This window comes from Alitiscatomonas sp., from assembly GCF_037242085.1.
GTDB lineage: Bacteria > Bacillota > Clostridia > Lachnospirales > Lachnospiraceae > Alitiscatomonas > Alitiscatomonas aceti.
Window position 1 is genome coordinate 1 of record NZ_JAXXBR010000090.1, and the last position, 19,840, is coordinate 19,840.

At 53.8% G+C, this 19,840-nt stretch carries 18 protein-coding genes and 1 pseudogene; 2 read left to right on the forward strand and 17 right to left on the reverse strand.

Translation table 11 applies throughout. The annotated features are described in order from the left end of the window. Positions 1-388 (forward strand): annotated as a pseudogene (locus WIH05_RS09260) (biotin synthase BioB); the annotation flags it as partial. Here WIH05_RS09260 and WIH05_RS09265 read toward each other — a convergent pair. Then, on the reverse strand, positions 362-1,375 hold the full coding sequence (locus tag WIH05_RS09265; protein ID WP_337425289.1) for a threonine/serine dehydratase: 1,014 nt from the start codon (positions 1,373-1,375) through the stop codon (positions 362-364). The pseudogene WIH05_RS09260 and the gene WIH05_RS09265 sit on opposite strands and share 27 nt — an antisense overlap. 256 nt (positions 1,376-1,631) lie before the next feature. Here WIH05_RS09265 and uraA point away from each other — a divergent pair, with 256 nt between their 5' ends. After that, positions 1,632-2,885 (forward strand): uracil permease, encoded by a 1,254-nt coding sequence (gene uraA, locus WIH05_RS09270; RefSeq protein ID WP_022272875.1) that lies wholly within the window; start codon positions 1,632-1,634, stop codon positions 2,883-2,885. 316 nt (positions 2,886-3,201) lie between these two features. Here the strand turns inward: uraA and WIH05_RS09275 are convergent, their stop codons facing one another. From WIH05_RS09275 to WIH05_RS09350, 16 genes are all read right to left on the reverse strand, one after another. After that, the gene (locus WIH05_RS09275; protein ID WP_337425290.1) at positions 3,202-3,996 is read right to left on the reverse strand and encodes a hypothetical protein; all 795 of its coding nucleotides are present in this window, start codon (positions 3,994-3,996) and stop codon (positions 3,202-3,204) included. Positions 3,997-4,229: 233 nt separating this feature from the next. Next, the gene (locus WIH05_RS09280; protein WP_337425291.1) at positions 4,230-7,646 is read right to left on the reverse strand and encodes a hypothetical protein; all 3,417 of its coding nucleotides are present in this window, start codon (positions 7,644-7,646) and stop codon (positions 4,230-4,232) included. 434 nt (positions 7,647-8,080) lie between these two features. Then, positions 8,081-8,485, reverse strand: coding sequence for an ATP synthase F1 subunit epsilon (gene atpC, locus WIH05_RS09285; protein ID WP_022272878.1), 405 nt, complete (start codon positions 8,483-8,485; stop codon positions 8,081-8,083). Positions 8,486-8,496: 11 nt separating this feature from the next. After that, entirely contained in the window at positions 8,497-9,888 is a 1,392-nt protein-coding gene (atpD, locus tag WIH05_RS09290) for a F0F1 ATP synthase subunit beta (protein ID WP_022272879.1), read from the reverse strand. A gap of 28 nt (positions 9,889-9,916) precedes the next feature. Beyond that, positions 9,917-10,798 carry an ATP synthase F1 subunit gamma gene (atpG, locus tag WIH05_RS09295; protein WP_022272880.1) on the reverse strand — a complete coding sequence of 294 codons (882 nt, stop codon included), beginning with the start codon at positions 10,796-10,798 and terminating at the stop codon, positions 9,917-9,919. Between the two features lie 15 nt (positions 10,799-10,813). Continuing rightward, positions 10,814-12,316, reverse strand: coding sequence for a F0F1 ATP synthase subunit alpha (gene atpA, locus WIH05_RS09300; protein WP_022272881.1), 1,503 nt, complete (start codon positions 12,314-12,316; stop codon positions 10,814-10,816). A gap of 68 nt (positions 12,317-12,384) precedes the next feature. Next, a complete protein-coding gene (atpH, locus tag WIH05_RS09305) occupies positions 12,385-12,933 on the reverse strand; it encodes an ATP synthase F1 subunit delta (RefSeq protein ID WP_022272882.1) in 549 nt (182 codons plus the stop codon). Next, positions 12,921-13,436 (reverse strand): F0F1 ATP synthase subunit B, encoded by a 516-nt coding sequence (gene atpF, locus WIH05_RS09310; protein WP_022272883.1) that lies wholly within the window; start codon positions 13,434-13,436, stop codon positions 12,921-12,923. Before atpF ends, atpH begins: the two co-directional genes overlap by 13 nt. 50 nt (positions 13,437-13,486) lie before the next feature. After that, a complete protein-coding gene (atpE, locus tag WIH05_RS09315; protein WP_022272884.1) occupies positions 13,487-13,741 on the reverse strand; it encodes an ATP synthase F0 subunit C in 255 nt (84 codons plus the stop codon). Positions 13,742-13,772: 31 nt separating this feature from the next. After that, complete coding sequence (gene atpB / locus WIH05_RS09320; protein WP_337425292.1) at positions 13,773-14,465, reverse strand: F0F1 ATP synthase subunit A; 693 nt, start codon at positions 14,463-14,465, stop codon at positions 13,773-13,775. Between the two features lie 20 nt (positions 14,466-14,485). Next, positions 14,486-14,911, reverse strand: a complete 426-nt coding sequence (locus WIH05_RS09325; protein WP_022272886.1) for an ATP synthase subunit I — start codon at positions 14,909-14,911, stop codon at positions 14,486-14,488. A gap of 5 nt (positions 14,912-14,916) precedes the next feature. Then, positions 14,917-15,225, reverse strand: a complete 309-nt coding sequence (locus tag WIH05_RS09330) for an AtpZ/AtpI family protein (protein WP_215654789.1) — start codon at positions 15,223-15,225, stop codon at positions 14,917-14,919. A 562-nt stretch (positions 15,226-15,787) separates the two neighbouring features. Beyond that, positions 15,788-16,435, reverse strand: coding sequence for a TrkA family potassium uptake protein (locus tag WIH05_RS09335; protein WP_337425293.1), 648 nt, complete (start codon positions 16,433-16,435; stop codon positions 15,788-15,790). Between the two features lie 29 nt (positions 16,436-16,464). Further along, a complete protein-coding gene (locus tag WIH05_RS09340) occupies positions 16,465-17,832 on the reverse strand; it encodes a potassium transporter TrkG (RefSeq protein WP_252207782.1) in 1,368 nt (455 codons plus the stop codon). Between the two features lie 40 nt (positions 17,833-17,872). After that, entirely contained in the window at positions 17,873-18,979 is a 1,107-nt protein-coding gene (locus WIH05_RS09345) for a M20/M25/M40 family metallo-hydrolase (RefSeq protein ID WP_337425294.1), read from the reverse strand. Positions 18,980-19,005: 26 nt separating this feature from the next. Further along, positions 19,006-19,653: a nuclease-related domain-containing protein gene (locus tag WIH05_RS09350; RefSeq protein ID WP_022272891.1), complete on the reverse strand. Its 648-nt coding sequence runs from the start codon at positions 19,651-19,653 to the stop codon at positions 19,006-19,008. Positions 19,654-19,840 lie beyond the last annotated feature (187 nt).

Here is a 19,840-nt window from a genome sequence, read left to right on the forward strand (position 1 = left end):
CCAGGCCGCCGGGCTTACAGTGTGCAGCGGCGGGATCGTGGGCATGGGCGAGACCCCAGAGGACCAGGTGGACATGGCGCTCTCGCTGCGGGAGCTGGGGATCCGCTCGGTTCCCGTCAACATGCTGAACCCCATTCCCGGGACGCCCTTGGGACACCTGGCCCCGCTGACCGGAGACCAGATGCGCCGGATCGTGGCCGTATTCCGCTTCCTTCTTCCAGATGCCTTCATCCGCCTGGCTGGAGGACGGGGCCTCCTTCCCGACAAAGGGCGGAGCTGTTTCCTTTCCGGCGCCAATGCCGCCATCTCCGGCGATATGCTGACCACCTCCGGCATCTCCACGGCTGCGGATCTTCAGATGTTAAGCGAACTGGGCTGCGTCCTTTAGGATCTCCAGCTGTTCAAATCCCAGATTCCCGCCCGAGATCACAAAACAGACCTTATCCTCTTTTCCCACCGGGATCCGCCCCTCTAAAACGGCACCGATCCCGATACAGGCCGACGGCTCCGCCAGGACCTTCCCCTCCATCAGGAGCAGCTTCATACCCTTCAGCATGAACGGATCATCCACCGATGCGAAGCCGTCCACATACGCCTTCACCACCGGGAAATTTTTAAGGCCCGGCCGCTGGGACACCAGGGCATCAGCCAGGGACTTCTTCATGGGCACCAGCACCGGTTCCCCGGCCTTCAGGCTCTCCGTATACCGCGGAAGGGCCGACGGCTCTGCCCCGTATACCTTTGTATGATCCGACACGGATTTCACCGCCGCAGAAACGCCGCCGATGAGTCCGCCGCCGCTGGCCGGGACGATGACTGTGGAAAGCTCCGGACACTGTTCCATCAGTTCCAGGCCCAGAGTCCCCTGGCCTGCCATCACATCGTAATCGTCATAGGGCGGGATCATGGTGCTGCCCCTCTCCATACAGATCCGCTCCGCCACCTCAAACCGCTCCGGTGCTTCGCAGAGCACCACCTCGGCCCCCAGCTCCATAATAGCTTTTTTCTTAGCCTCCGGAGCCGTCCGCGGCATTACGATCACCGCCCTGGCCCCCTTCATTCTGGCTCCATAAGCGATGGCCCGTCCGTGGTTCCCCGAAGATGCCGCCACGATCCCCCGAGAAAGCTCCTCCTCTGTCAGCGTCAGGATCCGGTTCATGGCCCCCCGGAACTTAAATGCCCCGGTCTTCTGCATACACTCTGCCTTGACATATACCTGGCAGCCCAGGTATGCATCCAGTGCCTTAAGCCTCAGAAGCGGAGTCTCATCCACAAACGGAGCGATCCGTTCCCTGGCCTCCTGGATCTGTTTTCCCGTAAATTCCATTGCCTTCTCCTCCTTTTCTTCACCGCCGTTCATTCTCAGAGCGACCATTGTCCAGTTCCCTTTTCGCGGAGATCCGGCAGAACGCTGCTCCCTCTGCCGGTCCCGGAACATCCTTTTTCTAATTATATAGCTATTATCATAGGGGTCCTGCCATTTTGTCAACCTGGCTGTGAGATTTTTTACAGTATCCGGCAGCAGTTCCTTCTGTTCCTCTGATTTTTCTATTTGACAAAACGCCTTCTTATGCTAAAATGAAACACGAAATTTCATGATTTTCTCAAAAATTATATTTAGGAGGTTTCGTATGGAAAACCACACGATCATCCAGGTGGAGGACAAGGTCCCCTTCCGGCTTCTGATCCCCTTAAGCATCCAGCACATGTTCGCCATGTTCGGCGCGTCAGTGCTGGTCCCCTTCCTGTTCGGGATCAACCCGGCCGTCGTTCTTTTCATGAACGGGCTGGGCACTCTGCTTTTCATTCTGGTCACCAAGGGAAAGGCTCCGGCCTATCTGGGCTCCAGCTTCGCCTTTCTGGCTCCTGCCGGCATCGTCATTGCCAACTGGGGCTATGAATACGCCCTGGGCGGCTTCGTGGCCGTGGGGTTTGCCGGCTGTATCCTGGCGTTCATCATTTATAAAGTGGGGTATAAATGGATCGACATCGTCCTTCCCCCCGCCGCCATGGGCCCTGTGGTGGCTCTCATCGGCCTGGAGCTCTCCGGCAGCGCCGCCAGCAACGCCGGCCTTCTGGATGAAGTCATCGATCCCCGGAATGCCATCGTATTTTTCGTGACCCTGGGCTTTGCCGTATTCGGCTCCGTCCTGTTCCGCGGCTTCCTCTCTGTGATCCCGATCCTGATCGCCGTGATCGCCGGATACGTGGCTGCGGCCATTACCGGGATCCTGGACTTTTCCGCTGTCATGACCGCTCCGATCTTTGCCCTGCCAAACTTTTCTGCTCCAAAGTTTGATCTCCAGGCCATCCTGATCATCCTTCCGGTGATCCTGGTCATCACCTCCGAGCACATCGGGCACCAGGTGGTCACCAGCAAGATCGTAAACCGCGATCTCCTAAAGGAACCGGGACTCCACCGCAGTCTGTTCGGAGATAATTTCTCCACCATGCTGTCCGGTCTCATCGGCTCCGTTCCCACCACCACCTATGGGGAGAACATCGGCGTTATGGCCGTTACCAAGGTATACAGCGTCCAGGTCATCGCCGGCGCGGCCGTGTTTTCCATCATCTGCTCCTTCATCGGAAAGCTGTCGGCCCTGATCCAGACCATCCCCGGCCCGGTCATCGGCGGGATCTCCTTCCTGCTTTATGGAATGATCGGCACCTCCGGCCTGCGGATCCTGGTGGATTCCCAGGTGGACTACGGCAAGAACCGGAACCAGGCCCTGACTGCCGTGATCTTCGTTACCGGCCTCTCCGGCATTAAGGTGAACTTTGGAAACGTCCAGCTCACCGGTATGGTGCTGGCCTGCGTAACCGGAATGATCCTTAGCCTGGTATTCTACGTGTTTGATAAGCTGAAGCTGACCAACGATCAGTAAACCGAAAGCTGTTCCTGCCGACATTGAAATTCCATCTGGGCCCGGCCCGTTTGGGCAGGATCCAGGACTTTTTTCTCCAGTACCCAAAATTTCACCAATTTTTGGGCACTGGGGATTTTTTTTGCATCTGGTACCCAAATTTTCCTGTTTTAGGGGATTTTTGCTCAAAAAATCCCGGACACTTTTTATACATAGTCCAGTTCATTACTTCCCGAACTGCCAAATGCCAGATGATCCAGCAGGTATGACTGCATTTCCTCGCCGGAGCGGCACCAGAAGCATGAGCTGGAAAATCCCCTGCTGGCACACAGCGCCTCTACGCCGCCGGGACCAGATGGACCTGGATGCCTCCCTGTGCCTCCATCTCCAATTCTGCCTCTTCCTGCTTCTCATAGGGATTCCCGGCAGACAGCACTGCCGTTCTCAGCCGTTCTGTTACTGTTTCATAGGTACTCCCGTTCTTCATCTCATACACAAATACAAACGTGTCCGAGGAATACCCATGGTCCCGGCCGAACAGGGCCGCCGCGTACCGCTCATCCTCAGAGCTCTCCGGCTTCCGCTCCAGGACTGCATCTCCAAGAGCCAGTGTCACCGTCCCCGGGTACGCATCCCGCAGCATATGGGCCTTGATCCGGATCTCATAAGCGCCTTCCCCGGACTGGACACAGGATACCTCTGTCACGTCAAACCAGCCTGTGCCGTCTCCATATTCCATCTGCACCGGAAGTTCATCTGAAAGCTCTGCGGAAACCGGCTCCATTTCCCGGAGAACGTATACCGGCGGCCGCTTCACATAAATGACCTCCGGCGCTCTCTCACCGGCATACTGGAACCAGTACCTGTATGTCCCGGTCTGCGCTCCCAGCTCCTGGTATCCCAGACAGATCAACGACTCTTTAAATTCCGGATCTCTGGCCGCCTCCAGATACGAGGGCGGAAGAAATTCCTTTGTTTCTGAAAACGCAGCATCCACTGAAAATCTTCCTACGGATACCTCCGGCTCTCCTTTTCCCTCCCCGGCTATCAAGAGCACCCGGAGCAGGTACACGACTAACGCGGCTGTCAAAAACCTGGTCCAGAAAGTTTCATGGTGATATTCTTTTTTCATTCAGATCCACTCCTTCCTGACTGAATTGCTTTCTTTTTCGCTTTTTCTTTATCTATCTATAATATATTTTATTTCGATTTTCTTGTAAATATATGTCTTGCTTTTTATTTAGCGGAGCATTTTTTATATCATAGGGCGAACTTTCCTGGTGATATAAAAAACGGAGATGCAGATTTCTCCGCATCTCCATTCTTCCATCCCATTCTCATGTTCTGGTTTCCAAAGGATCTCCTTTACCTGATCCATGCGCCATCTGCGCCCACTGTATATCCATCCGTAGTTGTGGTCCCAGCTGCCATGGATCCCAACGGACCGCCGCTTATGGTATTGAAGAAATACCACTTGCCGCCGATCTCATGCCATCCGGTATACATATAGCCCTGGGTTCCATCGGAATACGGATGCAGATAATACCAATGTCCGCCTTCGTTCAGCCACCCTGTCTCCATATAGCCGTCGGCATTGAAATAGTACCAGCTGGAAACGCCGTTCCATACTAGCTCCGCCCATCTGGAAGCCGGCCACGTTCCATCATTATAACGGAACCACCAGCCAGTGTCATTCTTCACCCACTCGCCAGTCTTATTCGCTGCCTTGTCCTCCAGATACCACCGGCCGCGGCCATAGGAGGAACCAGAACTGCCGCCAGAGGATGTTTTTTCCTTTTCGTTGGTAAACGTCAGCTTAAACTCGCTTAAATGCCAGGTGCTGATCGTGATGAACTTATATCCATTTTCATTCTCGATCGTATACTGGCCGATGCTTTCTCCTTCATGCTCCACATTGGCATACTGGTCCTCCACCAAAGACGGTACCGGAAGCCGGAACCTAAAGGAAAGCCGTCTCGCCAGCTTATCGGAAGAAAGATCCAGTTCTTCCTGGGTTCCAGAGATCACCTGGCCATTCTCGTCCAGAAGGACTTTGCTGGCGTTCACCTCGAATACCATGGTCTTGGGAAGCACCTTCACGCCTGTCACATTTCCGGCCGCATCCTTTTCCACGATCGTTTCATAGGATATGCTCTTGGGTGTCTGTGACAGAGAGATCCGGGCATGCTCGCCCTCTTCCAGCAGACCATTGCCCTTTACTGCCGCAGCCAGGTCATGAACTGCATTCTTATTGCCCACAACCGCCTGGTTTTTATCCAGATCCATCACAGACTGGTCAGCCTCCTCCACCTTCTGTGCAAACTGTTCTTCGGAAACAACACCGGAAACCTCTTCAGGAAGCTTCGGTGTCTCCACGGTCAGTTCGCTCATATCAACACTGGCGCCTCCGTCCTCTGCGCTGGCTTCCTCAGAAGCGTCAAAGACGATGACCGGATACGAGGCCAGGACCGTTCCGCTGGGAAGGGCCACGCGGACTACTGTATTTCCGCTATCTGCCGCAGACAGCCGGATCTTAGCCGCTGCTTCGTCCATTTCTGCCTTTACGACCGCTCCGTCTTCCTCTTTCACTTCCACAGAGCCGCCATGTTTTAATACGTTCCTTACAAAAACTGGAAGATCAATATTAGCTTCCTTCTTATCCTTCGTATCCAGATAAACCGTTTCCGTTTCCACCTGGGGAATTGTTACAGCAATCTTTCTGGATAGTGTTGTTTCTTTTGTTTCTCCATTGGCCGCCGGATAGGAAAGAACGGCATAGATCTGGCCTTCTGCGTCCGCTGCCGGTACATCGATGGCCGCATACTCGTCCACATTTCCGGTGGGTACCATAGTCTCTGCATCAAAATCCGTATGTACAATAATTTCCAAAACTTCTGGATCCTTTCCAGTATAGTTGGAAACCTTTGTCTCTGCCTGGAAGGTCTGGCCAAGAGTCACCGTTTCCGGCACTGCCAGAGAAACCTCCGGCGCTTCTACGGTAAAGGACGTGCTGCCCTCTGCGCGGTTGTCAGAATCCTCGTCCTCAAACCGGACCGATGCTGTGGCATTTCCTGCGCCCACAGCTTTTGCCGTCATTTTCCTCGGCTCAGAGGTCTCGATCTCAGCCACAGAGCCGTCGTCGATCGTCCATGTGTATGCTGCGTCGCTGGCTGTGGCGGTAACCATTCCAGACGTTTTCGCCGCCTTCTTTGCCGAAGCGGTAAAGGAAATGATATCGCCGATCTTTGCCGTCTCAGGAGTTGCAGTCACAAGGAAATCTCCGCCAACACTCACATGGACCGTATCTGATACGGTATATTCTTTTCCATTGATGGTTTCCGTATAGGAAGCGGTCACAGCCGCCGCACCAATGTCATTGCCAGTCAGAACCGCCCGGGTCCCGTCCTCACTGGAGGCTTCCACCGAAACCACAGATTCATTATCACTCTCCCACTGGATGGCATTGGACGGAGAAGCCATGGGAACCAGGAGTTTTACTTCTGCCCCGACCTCCTTCTCCCCATTCACTTCCAGCTTTACATTTTCCGTATCCGCTGTTACAGAAGCCGGTGCGGAGGTTACCGTCACGCCGGGAACCGGTTCCGCAAGAAGATCCGGAACAACGCCTTTATACTGAACGCCGGTCCTATTCGCCGTATAGTACGGATATTTTCCATCTTCGCTGGGCGTACCCTTCGATGCTGCCGTGATACGGATGACCGTATCCAGATTTCCGTCTTCCTTAAATCCGTAAGAAGCAAGGATGTCTTTCTGGTTTTCTGTTGAACCAGCAAACCGGCTGTAAAATTCTTTTACATGCTCCTGGATCGACTGGAACCCGCCGAAAACAGCGCGATACTTAAAGTTTTCTCCCAGATAGAGATCCGCATCTTTTACGATTCCGTAGTTGATATCGCCAAATCCCCATTGGGAAATTCCCTCCGCTTCCGTCTGGTTATACTGGGAGCCAGCAGAAATCACGCCCTTGACCTCGCCCTCAATGAAATTCATATCCAGGCTTTCGATCAGAGTACGCTGGCATCCGGCCACCTCTCCAATGGTCACGCCCGGGCCGTTTACATTCAGCGTTCCCTTGGCAAGAGTGCCGTTCGTTGCGCCAGGCATAACCGATTTCCTTACGGTCGCATTACCTTCAATATTGATGGTCAGATCATCTATGGATGTATAGCCAAAGCACCCGAAAACATTTCCAACAACAGCATTATTTTTAACGGTGACTGTTCCCGTTCCGATATGCTGTTCACTGGCCTTGGAGAACGCGCCGTTTCCGCTGGATATCGAACGGTTGGCATAAATGATATCTACACTGCCGCCCTCCACGGTGATCCGGGCATCCTCCACATCATACGTCTTTCCCGCTGCTTTCTCTCCGCTGGAAGAGCCGATCAAATATGTGACAGCTCCGCTTTTCATCGTAATCTGGGTGGACGGCAGATTTCCTTCTATCCCGCCGCCGACGATGGCAGTATACTTGTCCTTATCCTTTCCTTCCACCTTGACCCAGGTATTATCATAGGCCGGATGGCTGTCCAGATGGACATAGGTGCTGCCTTCGTACTCTTCTACGGTCACTGGATTTCCATTGGCATAGTACGAGGTTATCGCAGCGTTGTCATAGGTATGGGGCACCACCGTGATTCCAGTTTCCACACGGCTCTCGCCCTGGATTCCCAAGGGTTCCGCCAGCGCCGGGAAGGCCGTCATGCCCATTACCATAGAAACCGCCAGCATCGCCGACACGATCCGCTTGCACTTTCTCATATTGCATTCCTCCTTATATATTTGGGGAGCAAGAACCAGGGGAGTACGGCACTGAAGGACATAAATCTGTTTATATCAGGCACCAGATTCTCTTGAGTTTTCTTGCATCCTGTAAGTATTATAGCCATTTTTCATAGCTTTTTCAAGGGCGCGGCAGGCGAATCTGCTGAAATAAGTGCCGTTTATACTGTAAAATCCATATGTGCTGTATGGCTCTTGACATAAACAGATTTATCGGATGTTTGATTTTGCATCTGCCTCCACAACGCAATCTCCCCGTCCAATGCACAAAAAAGCCTGGAAAAACGGCCTTTGTTTCCAATTTGCCGTCTCTCCAGGCTATTTTTACAATCTGCTCATCCGCTTCCCGCCAGCGGTGCATTTCGTCTTACAAAAAGATTAATGCGCCCTGGCCAGGATAGGAGAACGTATTCTTAGTGCTCCTCCACCAGCGAGAGCCGCACCAGCGCACGCCTAAGCGCCGCCTCGGCCCTGGCGATATCCGTCTCCGGACTGTGCTCCGCAAGCCGCCTTTCGGCACGGATCCTGGCTTCATTGGCCCTGGCCCCATCGATCTCCTCCGGCCATTCACAGACCTCCGCTAAGATGGTCATCTTCTCCGGAAGGATCTGAAGAAAGCCGGAAAGGAGCGCCGCCTTTTTCACCTGGCCGTCCTGATGGATCTTTAAAACGCCCGGCGCCGCCGCTGTGGTCAGCGGGATATGCTGGGGGTAAACGCCCAGCTCGCCGTCTGCGGTATTCAGCTCCACCATGGACACATCCCCGTGGAAGAACTCCTTATCAGGCGTGATCACCTGAAGCTTCATCGTTTCCGCCATGTTCCCACCCCCTATTTCACGCGGGCAAGAACGTCATCCATATTTCCTGCGTTCAGGAACAGGTTCTCCGGAATATCGTCGTGCTTTCCTTCCAGGATCTCCTTGAAGCCCTGGATGGTCTCGGAAAGCGGCACGTAGCGGCCCTCCAGGCCAGTAAACTGTCCAGCAACGAAGAACGGCTGGGACAGGAATCTCTGGATCTTTCTCGCTCTGGATACGGTCAGCTTATCCTCCTCGGAAAGCTCGTCCATACCCAGCATGGCGATGATATCCTGGAGCTCCTTATATCTCTGGAGTACCTCCTGAACGCCCCGGGCCACCCGGTAATGCTCCTCGCCCACGATACGCGGGTCCAGGATACGGGAGGTGGACTCTAAGGGATCCACCGCCGGATAAATACCCAGCTCCACGATGGAACGGCTTAAAACAGTCGTTGCATCCAGGTGGGTGAAGGTATTGGCCGGAGCCGGGTCCGTTAAGTCGTCGGCCGGAACGTAGACCGCCTGTACGGAGGTGATGGAGCCGCTCTTTGTGGAAGTGATCCGCTCCTGGAGCGCGCCCATCTCCGTCTGTAAGGTCGGCTGGTATCCAACGGCTGACGGCATACGGCCCAACAGCGCGGACACCTCGGAGCCTGCCTGGCTGAAACGGAAGATATTGTCAATGAATAAAAGTACGTCCTTTCCGCCTTCATCACGGAAATACTCCGCCATGGTAAGGCCTGTAAGGCCCACACGCATACGCGCTCCCGGCGGCTCGTTCATCTGTCCGAATACCATGGTGGTCTTATTGATAACGCCGGACTCCTGCATCTCATAATACAGGTCGTTTCCTTCACGGGTACGCTCACCTACTCCGGTAAATACAGAATAGCCGCCGTGCTCCGTGGCGATGTTCCGGATCAGCTCCTGGATCAGAACCGTCTTTCCAACGCCTGCGCCGCCGAACAGACCGATCTTTCCGCCCTTCTGGTAGGGGCATAACAGATCCACGACCTTGATGCCGGTCTCTAAGATCTCCGTCTCCGTGGACTGGTCCTCAAAGCTGGGGGCCTTTCTGTGGATCGGAAGCTTCTTTTCTGTCTGCGGCTTCTCTTTATTGTCGATGGGCTCGCCCAGTACGTTGAAAATACGTCCCAGCGTATTCTCTCCCACAGGGACCATGATCGGTCCTCCGGTGGCCACGGCTTCCATACCGCGGACAAGGCCGTCTGTGGGACCCAGAGCGATACATCTTACCGTATCGTCACCAAGATGCTGGGCGACCTCCACCACAAGAGTGTCCCCGTCCTTCCTGGTGATCTCAATGGCGTCATTGATCTCAGGAAGTCCGCCCTGGGGAAACTTAATATCCAGAACGGCACTGATGACCTGAGTGATCTTACCAATGCTTTTCTCTGCCATCCTCTTTCTCCTTGTTTTGATTTTAATTTTACCCTTCGATCGCATTCGCTCCGGCGATGATCTCCGTCAGCTCCTGGGTAATGGAGCCCTGTCTTGCACGGTTATACTGCAGAGACAGCTTTTCGATCATCTCCTCGGCGTTGTTGGTGGCCGAATCCATGGCCGTCATACGGGCCCCGTTCTCACTGGCCACCGCCTCTAAAAATGCGCCGTAGATCAGGCTGCTGACGTATTTGGGAATGATCGCGTCCAGCACCTCCGTCTCGTCGGGCTCATAGTTCATAAGAAGGAGATCCGGCTTTAGGCCCTCTCCCCCTGCATCGCCCTTGAGCTCCGCCGCCTCCGTATCCACTGGAAGGAGCTTCATGAACCGCGGGATCTGGCTCACCGTATTCTTAAACGACGTATAAGCCAGATAGATCTCGCCGATCTCCTGTTTTTCAAAAAGAGACAGCAGCTCTCTTGTGATCTCCATGGCATCGGAATACAGGGGCTCATTGATCACATCCGAATGATCCGCCGCGATCTCATAGCCCTTTCTGGCCAGCGCGTCACGTCCCTTCCGCCCCACAGCAAAGATCCTCACATCCTCCGGCTTAAGGCCGCTGCCGGTCACCAGGCGCACCACGTTGGCATTGTAGCCGCCTGCCAATCCCCGGTTGGAGGTGATGACCACCACCGCCTTTTTGGGGGATGTTCCCGGTTTTAAGTATCTGTGGCTGATCCCCTGGGATTTTAAGAGCATTTCCTGGATCATGCTGTACATCATATTGAAATACAGCCTGGAATTCTCCGCCCGGGCCCTGGACTTCTGGAGCTTGACGGTGGCGACAAGTTTCATGGCTTTGGTGATCTGCTCCGTACTCTCGATACTGGATTTCCTGCGTTTAATGTCTCTCATGGTTGCCATGCTCTGTCACCTGCCTTATCTTGCTGCCTTGCACTCTTCAATGGCCTTTTTAAGAAGCTCTTCGGTCTCCGGCTTCATTTCCTTTGTTTCCCGGATGCTCTTCGGGATCTCCGGATATTTTGTGTCGATATACTGGAACAGCTCCTTTTCGAACGCCAGGACCTGGCTGGTGGGAATGTCCAGAAGATATTTCTTCGTAGCCGCGTAGATGATGATGACCTGGTATTCCACCGGCATGGGCTGGTACTGGGGCTGCTTTAATACTTCACGGATCCTCTCGCCCTGGGCAAGCTGCTCCTTGGTGCTGGCGTCCAGCTCAGAGCCGAACTGGGCAAAGGAAGCTAACTCCCTGTACTGGGCCAGCTCCACACGGATGGGAGCCGCGATCTTTTTAATGGCCTTGATCTGGGCCGCACCGCCTACACGGGATACGGAAAGACCGGCGTTGATGGCCGGACGGAAGCCGGAGTTGAACATCTCCGTTTCCAGATAGATCTGGCCGTCGGTGATGGAGATCACGTTGGTGGGGATATAGGCGGAAACGTCGCCTGCCTGGGTCTCGATGATGGGAAGGGCCGTTAAGGAGCCGCCTCCCAGGTCGTCGGACAGCCTGGACGCTCTCTCTAAAAGCCTGGAATGCAGGTAGAAAACGTCGCCCGGATACGCCTCACGTCCCGGCGGTCTCTTTAAAAGCAGGGACAGGGTACGGTAAGCGGCTGCATGCTTACTGAGGTCATCATAGACCACCAGCACGTCCTCTCCGTTCTCCATCCACTCCTCGCCGATGGCACAGCCCGCATAGGGGGCGATATACTGTAAGGGAGCCAGGTCCGAGGCTGTGGAAACCACCAGGGTGGTGTAGTCCATGGCGCCGAACTCCTCCAGGGTCTTTACGATGGAAGCCACTGTGGAGGCCTTCTGGCCGATGGCCACATAGATACAGCGGACGCCGGTGCCCTTCTGATTGATGATGGTATCGATGGCGATGGCCGTCTTACCGGTCTGACGGTCACCGATGATCAGCTCTCGCTGGCCCCGGCCGATGGGGATCATGGCATCGATGGCCTTGATTCCGGTCTGCAGCGGGGTATCCACGGACTTTCTCTCAATTACGCCGTGGGCAACACGCTCGATCTTACGGAACCGGTCCGTATGGATCGGGCCCTTGCCGTCGATGGGCTGTCCCAGGGCATTCACAACACGTCCGGACATGGCATCGCCCACCGGAACCTCCACCACGCGTCCCGTGGTCTTTACTGTGTCGCCCTCGCTGATGCTGGAAGTATCGCCCAGGAGAACCGCACCCACGTTGTCCTCCTCCAGGTTCAGAACCATGCCGTAGATCTCTCCCGGGAACTCCAGGAGCTCTCCCTGCATGGCGTTTTCAAGACCATGGATCCGTGCGATGCCGTCTGCCACCTGAATGACTGTTCCCACGTCAGAAACTTCCAGTTTTGTCGAATATCTTTCAATCTGCTCTTTAATGACCGAGCTGATCTCTTCTGGTCTTAAATTCATTTGAGGTCTGCACCTTCTTTCTATTTACGGTCTGCAGCCTGCCGCCTCTGCGGCCTGCCGCGCGCATCCTACGCCAGCTGCAGCTTCATAAGATCCCTGCGGATCTCCTCCAGCCTGGTCTTGATGCTGCTGTCCACTACCCGGTCGCCGATACGGATCACCAGTCCGCCCAAAAGGGACTCGTCCACAGCATATTCGGTCTCCAGGCTCACAAAGCCTGTGGTCTCCAGAAGTCTTTCCTCCACACGCTTTTTCTGGTCCTCAGACAGCGGTAGGGCGCTGGTGACTTTCACCACGCCGATCTTTTTGTATGCCTTTACCCGGTCTGTAAAATAATCACAGATGGGGATCATGTCGTTCTGACGGCCTTTTTCAATGACAGTCACAAGGAACCCCAGCAGACCATCCGAAAGCTTTCCAGAGAAAATGGCTTCCACCACCTTCTTCTTTTCTTCCTTTATGATCTGCGGATGGTTCAGAAACTGCGCCAGATCCGGATTTTCCAGGAAAATGGTCCGCAGGGCACCGATCTCCTCGTACCACTGGGACAGAACGTTCTTTTCCATGGCCTCTTCAAACAGCGCGTCTCCGTAAACCTTTGACACTAGCTTTGCCATGTGCTCTCACCCATTTCCTTTAATGTCTCCTGGATCAGGGAATCCTGGAGCTTCACATCCATGGACGCCGCCACGGCTTTTCCTGCCATTAAGGACGCGATGGATACGATCTCCGTCTTCACATCCTCCAGAGCCTTCTTCTTCTCCAGGTCGATCTCCCGGCTGGCCCGGTCCAGGATCCGGCCGGCTTCCGCTCTGGCCTCCTCCAGGATCTCAGCCTCCTGCTTCTTTGCCTTCTTTCTGGCCTCGTCCATGATGGCTTCCGCCTCTTTATTGATGGACCGGAGCTTTTCTTCGTACTCAGCCTGGAGCGCCAGGGCGCTTTCCCTGCTGGACTTTGCCATCTCCAGGTCGCCGGCGATCTTCTTTCTCCTCTTCTCCAGGTAGTCCCGGGCCGGGTTGAATAAAAGATAGGACATCGCAAAGAACAGGATAAAGATATTGATTCCCGTGATCACCACATCGTTGATCCATTGAGGGTCAAAATTGATTAACCGTTCCACGGTTTTGTCTCGCCTCCTTTTCTGCTATGTTCATTGGGAAGCCTTAAAAATCAACCGAAAGGCTTAACGAACATAAGGATAATGGCGACTACCAGACCGTAAAGACCTGTGGTCTCGGCAACGGCCTGACCTAAAAGCATCGTGGAAGTAACGTCAGACTTGGCGCCCGGATTACGTCCCACAGCAGACGCGCCGAAACCGGCGGCAATACCCTGGCCGACACCAGGTCCGATACCGGCGATCATTGCCAGTCCAGCACCGATGGCGGAGCATCCATAAATAAAATCCTGTCCAGAAATATTCATAAATAAAACCTCCTGAATAAAAATTTTTTGATTACAGTTTGTCGTTTACGTATACCATGGTCAGCATACAGAATACATACGTCTGGATACAGCCTGAAAACAGGTCGCAGTATACATGCAGTGCCGCCGGTATACCGATCTTAACGAAAATCGGCATCATTCCGTACCACAGGCCCAGAATGATCACACCAGAAAGCATGTTCGCGAACAGACGGAGTGAGATGGAGATCGGATTTGCGAATTCACCGATCAGGTTGATCGGGAACAGCACCGGAAGCGGTTTAAACAAACCGGTGAAGTGACCGACTCCATGGTTTTTGATTCCCTGGTACTGAACGATCGCGAAGGTGACCAGTCCCAGTAAGAACGTCACGCCAAAGTCCGCCGTAACGGTCCGCAGGCCAAAAAGCCCGCTTAAGTTACAGAACAGAATGAACAGGAAGATCGTACCAATATAATTGGCAAACCGTCTGGCCGATGGTCCCAGGATCCCCTGGGTCATCTTTTCCAGCATCTCCACTCCCAGCTCCAGGATGTTCTGGAATGTGCCAGGAACCTCTGTGGCGTGCTTCATGGCTCTGTTGGCGGCAAAGGCCAGGATCAGGAGTACAATGGTGATGATCGTCATCCCCATAGTTGTCGTCGTGATCCACAGTTCCTGTCCGAACAGATGGTATTTCATGATACCATGTATCATAAAATCCGCTTCACTGCCACCACCCATTCTTTCGCCCTCCTTTCTTTTTATGATACGCTGTCTTTCTCGTCAGGCCGGCCGGATCCGGTCCTCCGGTCTGTGATCCTGCGCACTACCGGGTAAAGATAAGCCCCTGTCTTTAATCCCAGTATTCCCACCACCAGGGATAAAAGATTGATATCCGTAAATTTCCAGACCAGAGCGATCCCTCCAAATACGGCCAGGCTCCTTAAGAGAGCATGGGTCACCATCTTTTTTCTGGCATAGTTTTCATCGGCTGAGGCCGCGCACAGCTCCGTTGAATAAGCCATGCTGAGAAGCCACAGCTCAGCCGCCGCCATCCCCGTAAGGATACCTAAGAAGACCGGAGCGCTCCGAAACCAGATCAGGCAAATTAAAAAAAGCACCAGGTTATGGAGAACGATACCTACGGACATGAGGATGACCTGTTTTTTTGTCTCGTCACTCATCATAACAGTCACCATCCCTTCCGTTTATTCCGGCCGGCCCCGTCTCCGGTCCCGTACCGTTTTTTCCAGTTCTCTTCCCGTGCTTTCTCTTCCTTCTCTTTCTCCTCCTGCTCCCGTTCAATGGTCCTCCGGGCCATTTTATAGGCGTTTAAGCCGCCGGCCAGGATCCCCAGGATCAGAAGGGGAAGCGTAAGGCTGGTGCCAAACTGCCGGTCCGCCCACACGCCGGCCGCCACACATAAAAACACGGCGGTCAGCACATTGAGTCCCAGCTGGCTGATCAGCACCAGATTTTCAAATCCGCTTTTCTTACGCACCAGAGCCACTCCTTCTTCATTTTTGCGCATGAGAGTATTATACTCGATTTTTGCGCCTTTGTCCATTTCTAAGCGGTTCTTTTGCTGAAATTCTTGTAACAGTCCAGCCGTGCGGGGATCCGGGCGGGAAAAAGCGTTAAATGCTTGCTTTTATACGCATTTTCCTGTCCGGATCTCCATAGGGCAGACGCCCGGCGCTTCTTGTCCGCAGCAGGCGGGCAAGAAGATCCTCGGCTGGACTGCGGCGATCCTTTGCCAGGACCGGTTCTTACGCATTCTCAACAAAGCGCAATGAAATGTTAAGTTTCTTTATTTTCCTTTTATAGTTTTTCCATACTTACGTCACAATTATCCGGTATACTAAAGCCATAAAACAAAAACAAGAGCCCGGAGGCGAAGAAACGCGCGTTCCAGCTTCCGGGGTCGTCTAACAACACTTCCCGTCTCCACATGAGACAGGGATTTACATACAGCTTACATAGTAACTCTTACATCCCCCTTTTTAGTATTTGTGAAAAGAGCCCCGGTTATGCCGGAGCTCTTTTTATGTGTCTCTTTTCTTTTACCTCATCAGCGCTTTGATATCCCTCTCGCTGCCCATGACCATCAGAGTCTCTCCCTCTGTGAACACGTGCTCCGGCCCCGGCATGGGGAACAGGTTCCTTCCATGGCGGATGGCCAGGATATTGATATTGTGGCGGGTCCGCACCTGGCGCTCCAGGATGCTGTGGCCGGCCCAGCCGTGAGGCAGCTCGATCTCATAGATCCCGTATTCCGGCGTCAGCTCCACATAATCAAAGATTCCCCGGGCTGTTCCGTAGCGGACAGCCAGCCGCTCCGCCACCTCCCGCTCCGCGTAGACCACATGATCGGCCCCATTCCTTAAAAGGAGCTTTTTATAAATATCCCGGGTAGCCCGGGCCACCACATACTTCGCCCCCAGATCCTTTAAATGCACCGTGATCTCCAGGGCCGTCTGAAAGCTTTCTCCAATTCCTACCACGCAGACATCGTAATTCCCCACCCCCAGAGACCGCAGGAAATCCTCGTTGGTGGCGTCTCCGATCTGGATATTCTGGATCACCGGGGCCATTTCATCCGCCCTGGTTTCATCTTTTTCCACCGCCATCACATCATTTCCCTGCTCCTGGAATTTAATTGCCATATGACGGCCAAACCGTCCAAGTCCAATGATCAGAACAGATATCATAATTTCCTCCTCTTATTAACAATGCTGTATCAGCCCACCTGGATCTTTTCCAGGGGCTTTTTCGATGCCACCGGAGGCCGGTCCGAGGCGAAGGCCAAAAGCATGGTCAGGGAACCGGCTCTTCCAAAGATCATCAGAAAGGCCAGCACCAGCTTGGACACCATGGACACCTCCGGCGTGATCCCCAGAGTCACGCCCACCGTGGCAATGGCCGATGTGGTCTCAAACATGGCCGTCAGCACCGGGATCCCCTCGGCCGCAGATAGCACCAGCGTAGACAGAATGATCAGGATCAGATACATCATAAAGATACAGGAGGCCGTCCGGGTGATCCCGTCCTCCAGCCGCCTCTTAAAGCATTCCACATTTTTCTTCTGGCGGAATGTGGAAAAAATGCTCAAAACCAGCACGGCCGCCGTAGTGGTCTTCATTCCTCCGGCTGTGGATCCAGTGGAGCCGCCCACCACCATCAGACAGATCATAAGGAAAATACTCCCTTCCCTGAGAGCCGCCAGGTCCACCGTATTAAACCCGGCCGTCCGGACCGTCACCGACTGGAACAGGGACGCCAGGATCCTGTCTCCCAGGCTCATGCCCTCATAGGCCTCCCCGGTAAGTTCCAGAAGGAACAGCCCCAGTGCTCCGCCGGCCAGAAGAACTGCCGTCATAAACACCACGATCTTTGAATGGAGCCTCAGGTTTTTAAACCGGAACCTGGAATCCAGAAGATCCAGCCACACGAAAAATCCAAGGCCGCCAATGACGATGAGTGCCATGATCACCAAATTCAGATACCAGTTTCCTGCTTCTGCCGTCAGCGAAGAAAATGGTGTTTCTGCACCCATCAGGTCAAATCCTGCGTTGCAGAAGGCGGACACCGAATGGAATACCGAATAATAAAGGCCCTTAAAAAGCCCCAGCCGGGGGCAGAAATAAAGAGCCAGGGCCGCCGCCCCCAGGCCCTCGATCAGAAGCGTCCCCTTCAGGATGAACCTGGTCATACGGACGATGCCTCCTACCTGGGGCGCTGCCACCGCCTCCCGCATAAGGATGCGGGAGGACAGGCCGATCTTCTGGCCCGAAAAGGTATGGGCGGACAAAAGGATCGTCATAAAGCCCAGTCCCCCCACCTGGATCAGCAGGAGCAGGACGATCTGGCCGAACAGGGACCAGTGGGTATACGTATCAAAGCGCACCAGACCCGTCACACAAGCCGCCGAGACTGCCGTAAAAAACGAGTCCGTCACCGGCGTCACGATCCCCTCTCTGGAGGAGACCGGCAGCATCAGAAGGACCGTTCCTATTAAAATCACCGTAAGATATCCCGCCAGAAGCATCCGCGTCGGCGAGCGTCTGATGGATCTCAGATCCAGTTTTCGTTCCAGTTTTCGTTCCAATTTTCAAAACCTCTGTCTTTCTTCTTCCGGCGGCATTGCTTTAATTGGTCAGCAGGTCCAGCACCAGGGCCGCACACTTATTTAACTCTTCCACCTTCAAAGTCTCCTCTGTGGTATGTACCTTTGTCATGCCCGTGGAAAGCACCACTGGCTTGATCCCATGGAGAGCCATCACATTGGCGTCGCTTCCGCCGCCGCCCTTTTCTGTGGAGGCCGGGATCCCCAGCCGCCCGCAGGCTGCAAACACCCGCTTCACCAGTTCGTCATCATTATCCACACGGAAGCTCACATAATTTGTGGAAAGGTCGATATCCAGGGATGCGCCCAGCTCCTGGCAGGCCTCCTCCAGGCATTGCTTCATATGGGCAGCCTGGGCGTTTAGTTTATCCAGGTCCCGGCTCCTGACCTCGGCGACCAGCACCGCCTTTTCCGGAACGATGTTGGTGGCGTACTCAGATCTTAAGGTTCCGATATTGCAGGTGGTCTCCTCGTCGATCCTTAAAAGATTCATTTTCGCGATCCCCTTTGCAGCCGCCTGGATGGCGCTGATCCCGGCTTCCGGAGCCAGGCCCGCATGGGAGGACCGGCCTGTAATGGTGGCGTTTATCTTGATCTGGCCAGGTCCGCAGGTCAGGACCTTTCCCGTATCTCCGCCCGCATCGAAAACCATGGCCTCTTTCCCTTTAAGCATGGAATAATCCATATTTTTCGCGCCGTTCATTCCGCCCTCTTCTCCGATGGTAAAGAGGATGTCTGCGCTTCTGTGGGGCAGATCCTTTTCCTTAATAACAGTCAGGGCCTCCATAATGGCCGCAATGCCGGATTTATCATCGCCTGCCAGGATCGTGGAGCCATCGGTGCCGATAATGCCGTCTTTGATCACAGGCCTGATCCCGTTTCCGGGAGCCACCGTATCCATATGGGCGCAGAAGATCGTGGGATCTCCCGGGATCGTGCCCTCTAAAAATGCATGGACATTGAAGCCGTTGGAGCCAAAGGCCTCTCCTGCCCGGTCGGTCTGGACCTCAAAGCCCAGAGCCTTCAGATCCTGTACCAGCCGCTCTCCCATGGCCTTCTCATTCTTTGTTTCACTGTCGATCTGGACGTACTCTAAAAATGTGTCCAGAAGTCTCTTTTCGTTTATCATAGAATACCCCTCCTGTAAATTATATATTACGCGTTCCCGGTCCCGGCGGTCAGAAGTCCCTCCACCGCGGCCGAGGCCTTCTCCACATCATACGCAGCCTCTTTTGGGAGCCCCTGCTTCTTATACCAGTCCTTTAATTCCTGATATGTGGTAGAACACGACCCATATCCCAGATACAGCTCCGGGATCTGGTAATTATCTGCAAAGACCACCAGAGGAGTTACCGTTATCTTCTCCATCCCCTGGTCTTTTAACGCATTCTTTATGAGCTCCGCAGCCGCATTGAGCTCAAACAGCGGATTCTTAAACTCTTCCTTTCGTTTCGGGTCTTCCCGCCTCCACATTTCGCCGTCGGGCTTTCCGTAGATCTTTGTCCCCCACCCGTAGGCTCGCACCAGGCGGATCCCGCCCCGGTCCAGAACGATCCCATCCAGGCTCTGGCCGCCGTCCTCTGTCTTTAGGGTCACATTTTTATAGACCCTGGAGGGCTTCTTTCCCAGCTTCCCCAGCCGTTTCATTACTTTATTTACAGCTGTTTCATGGTTCCTCCGGCGGTTCATGCATTTTGCCGCCACGACAAATACCGCGATCCCCGCCAAAAGGAACAGAAAGAACGACAGATAATCCGCTGCCGTGTGCAGCTTCCAGAGCTGAAAATTTCCCCCGAAGAACATACCGCAATCCCCCTATTTTCAAAATTTCCCCTTTATTTTATCATGGTTTCATACCAAACGCAAGTTTGTAACAAATGCCCAAAGGTATTCTTGTTTTTTATAACAAAAAAATTAAATTGATAAAATTTCTATAAGTTAGTGTATAATTATCATTGGCAAATATAGGAACTATTCCTAAGACAAAAAA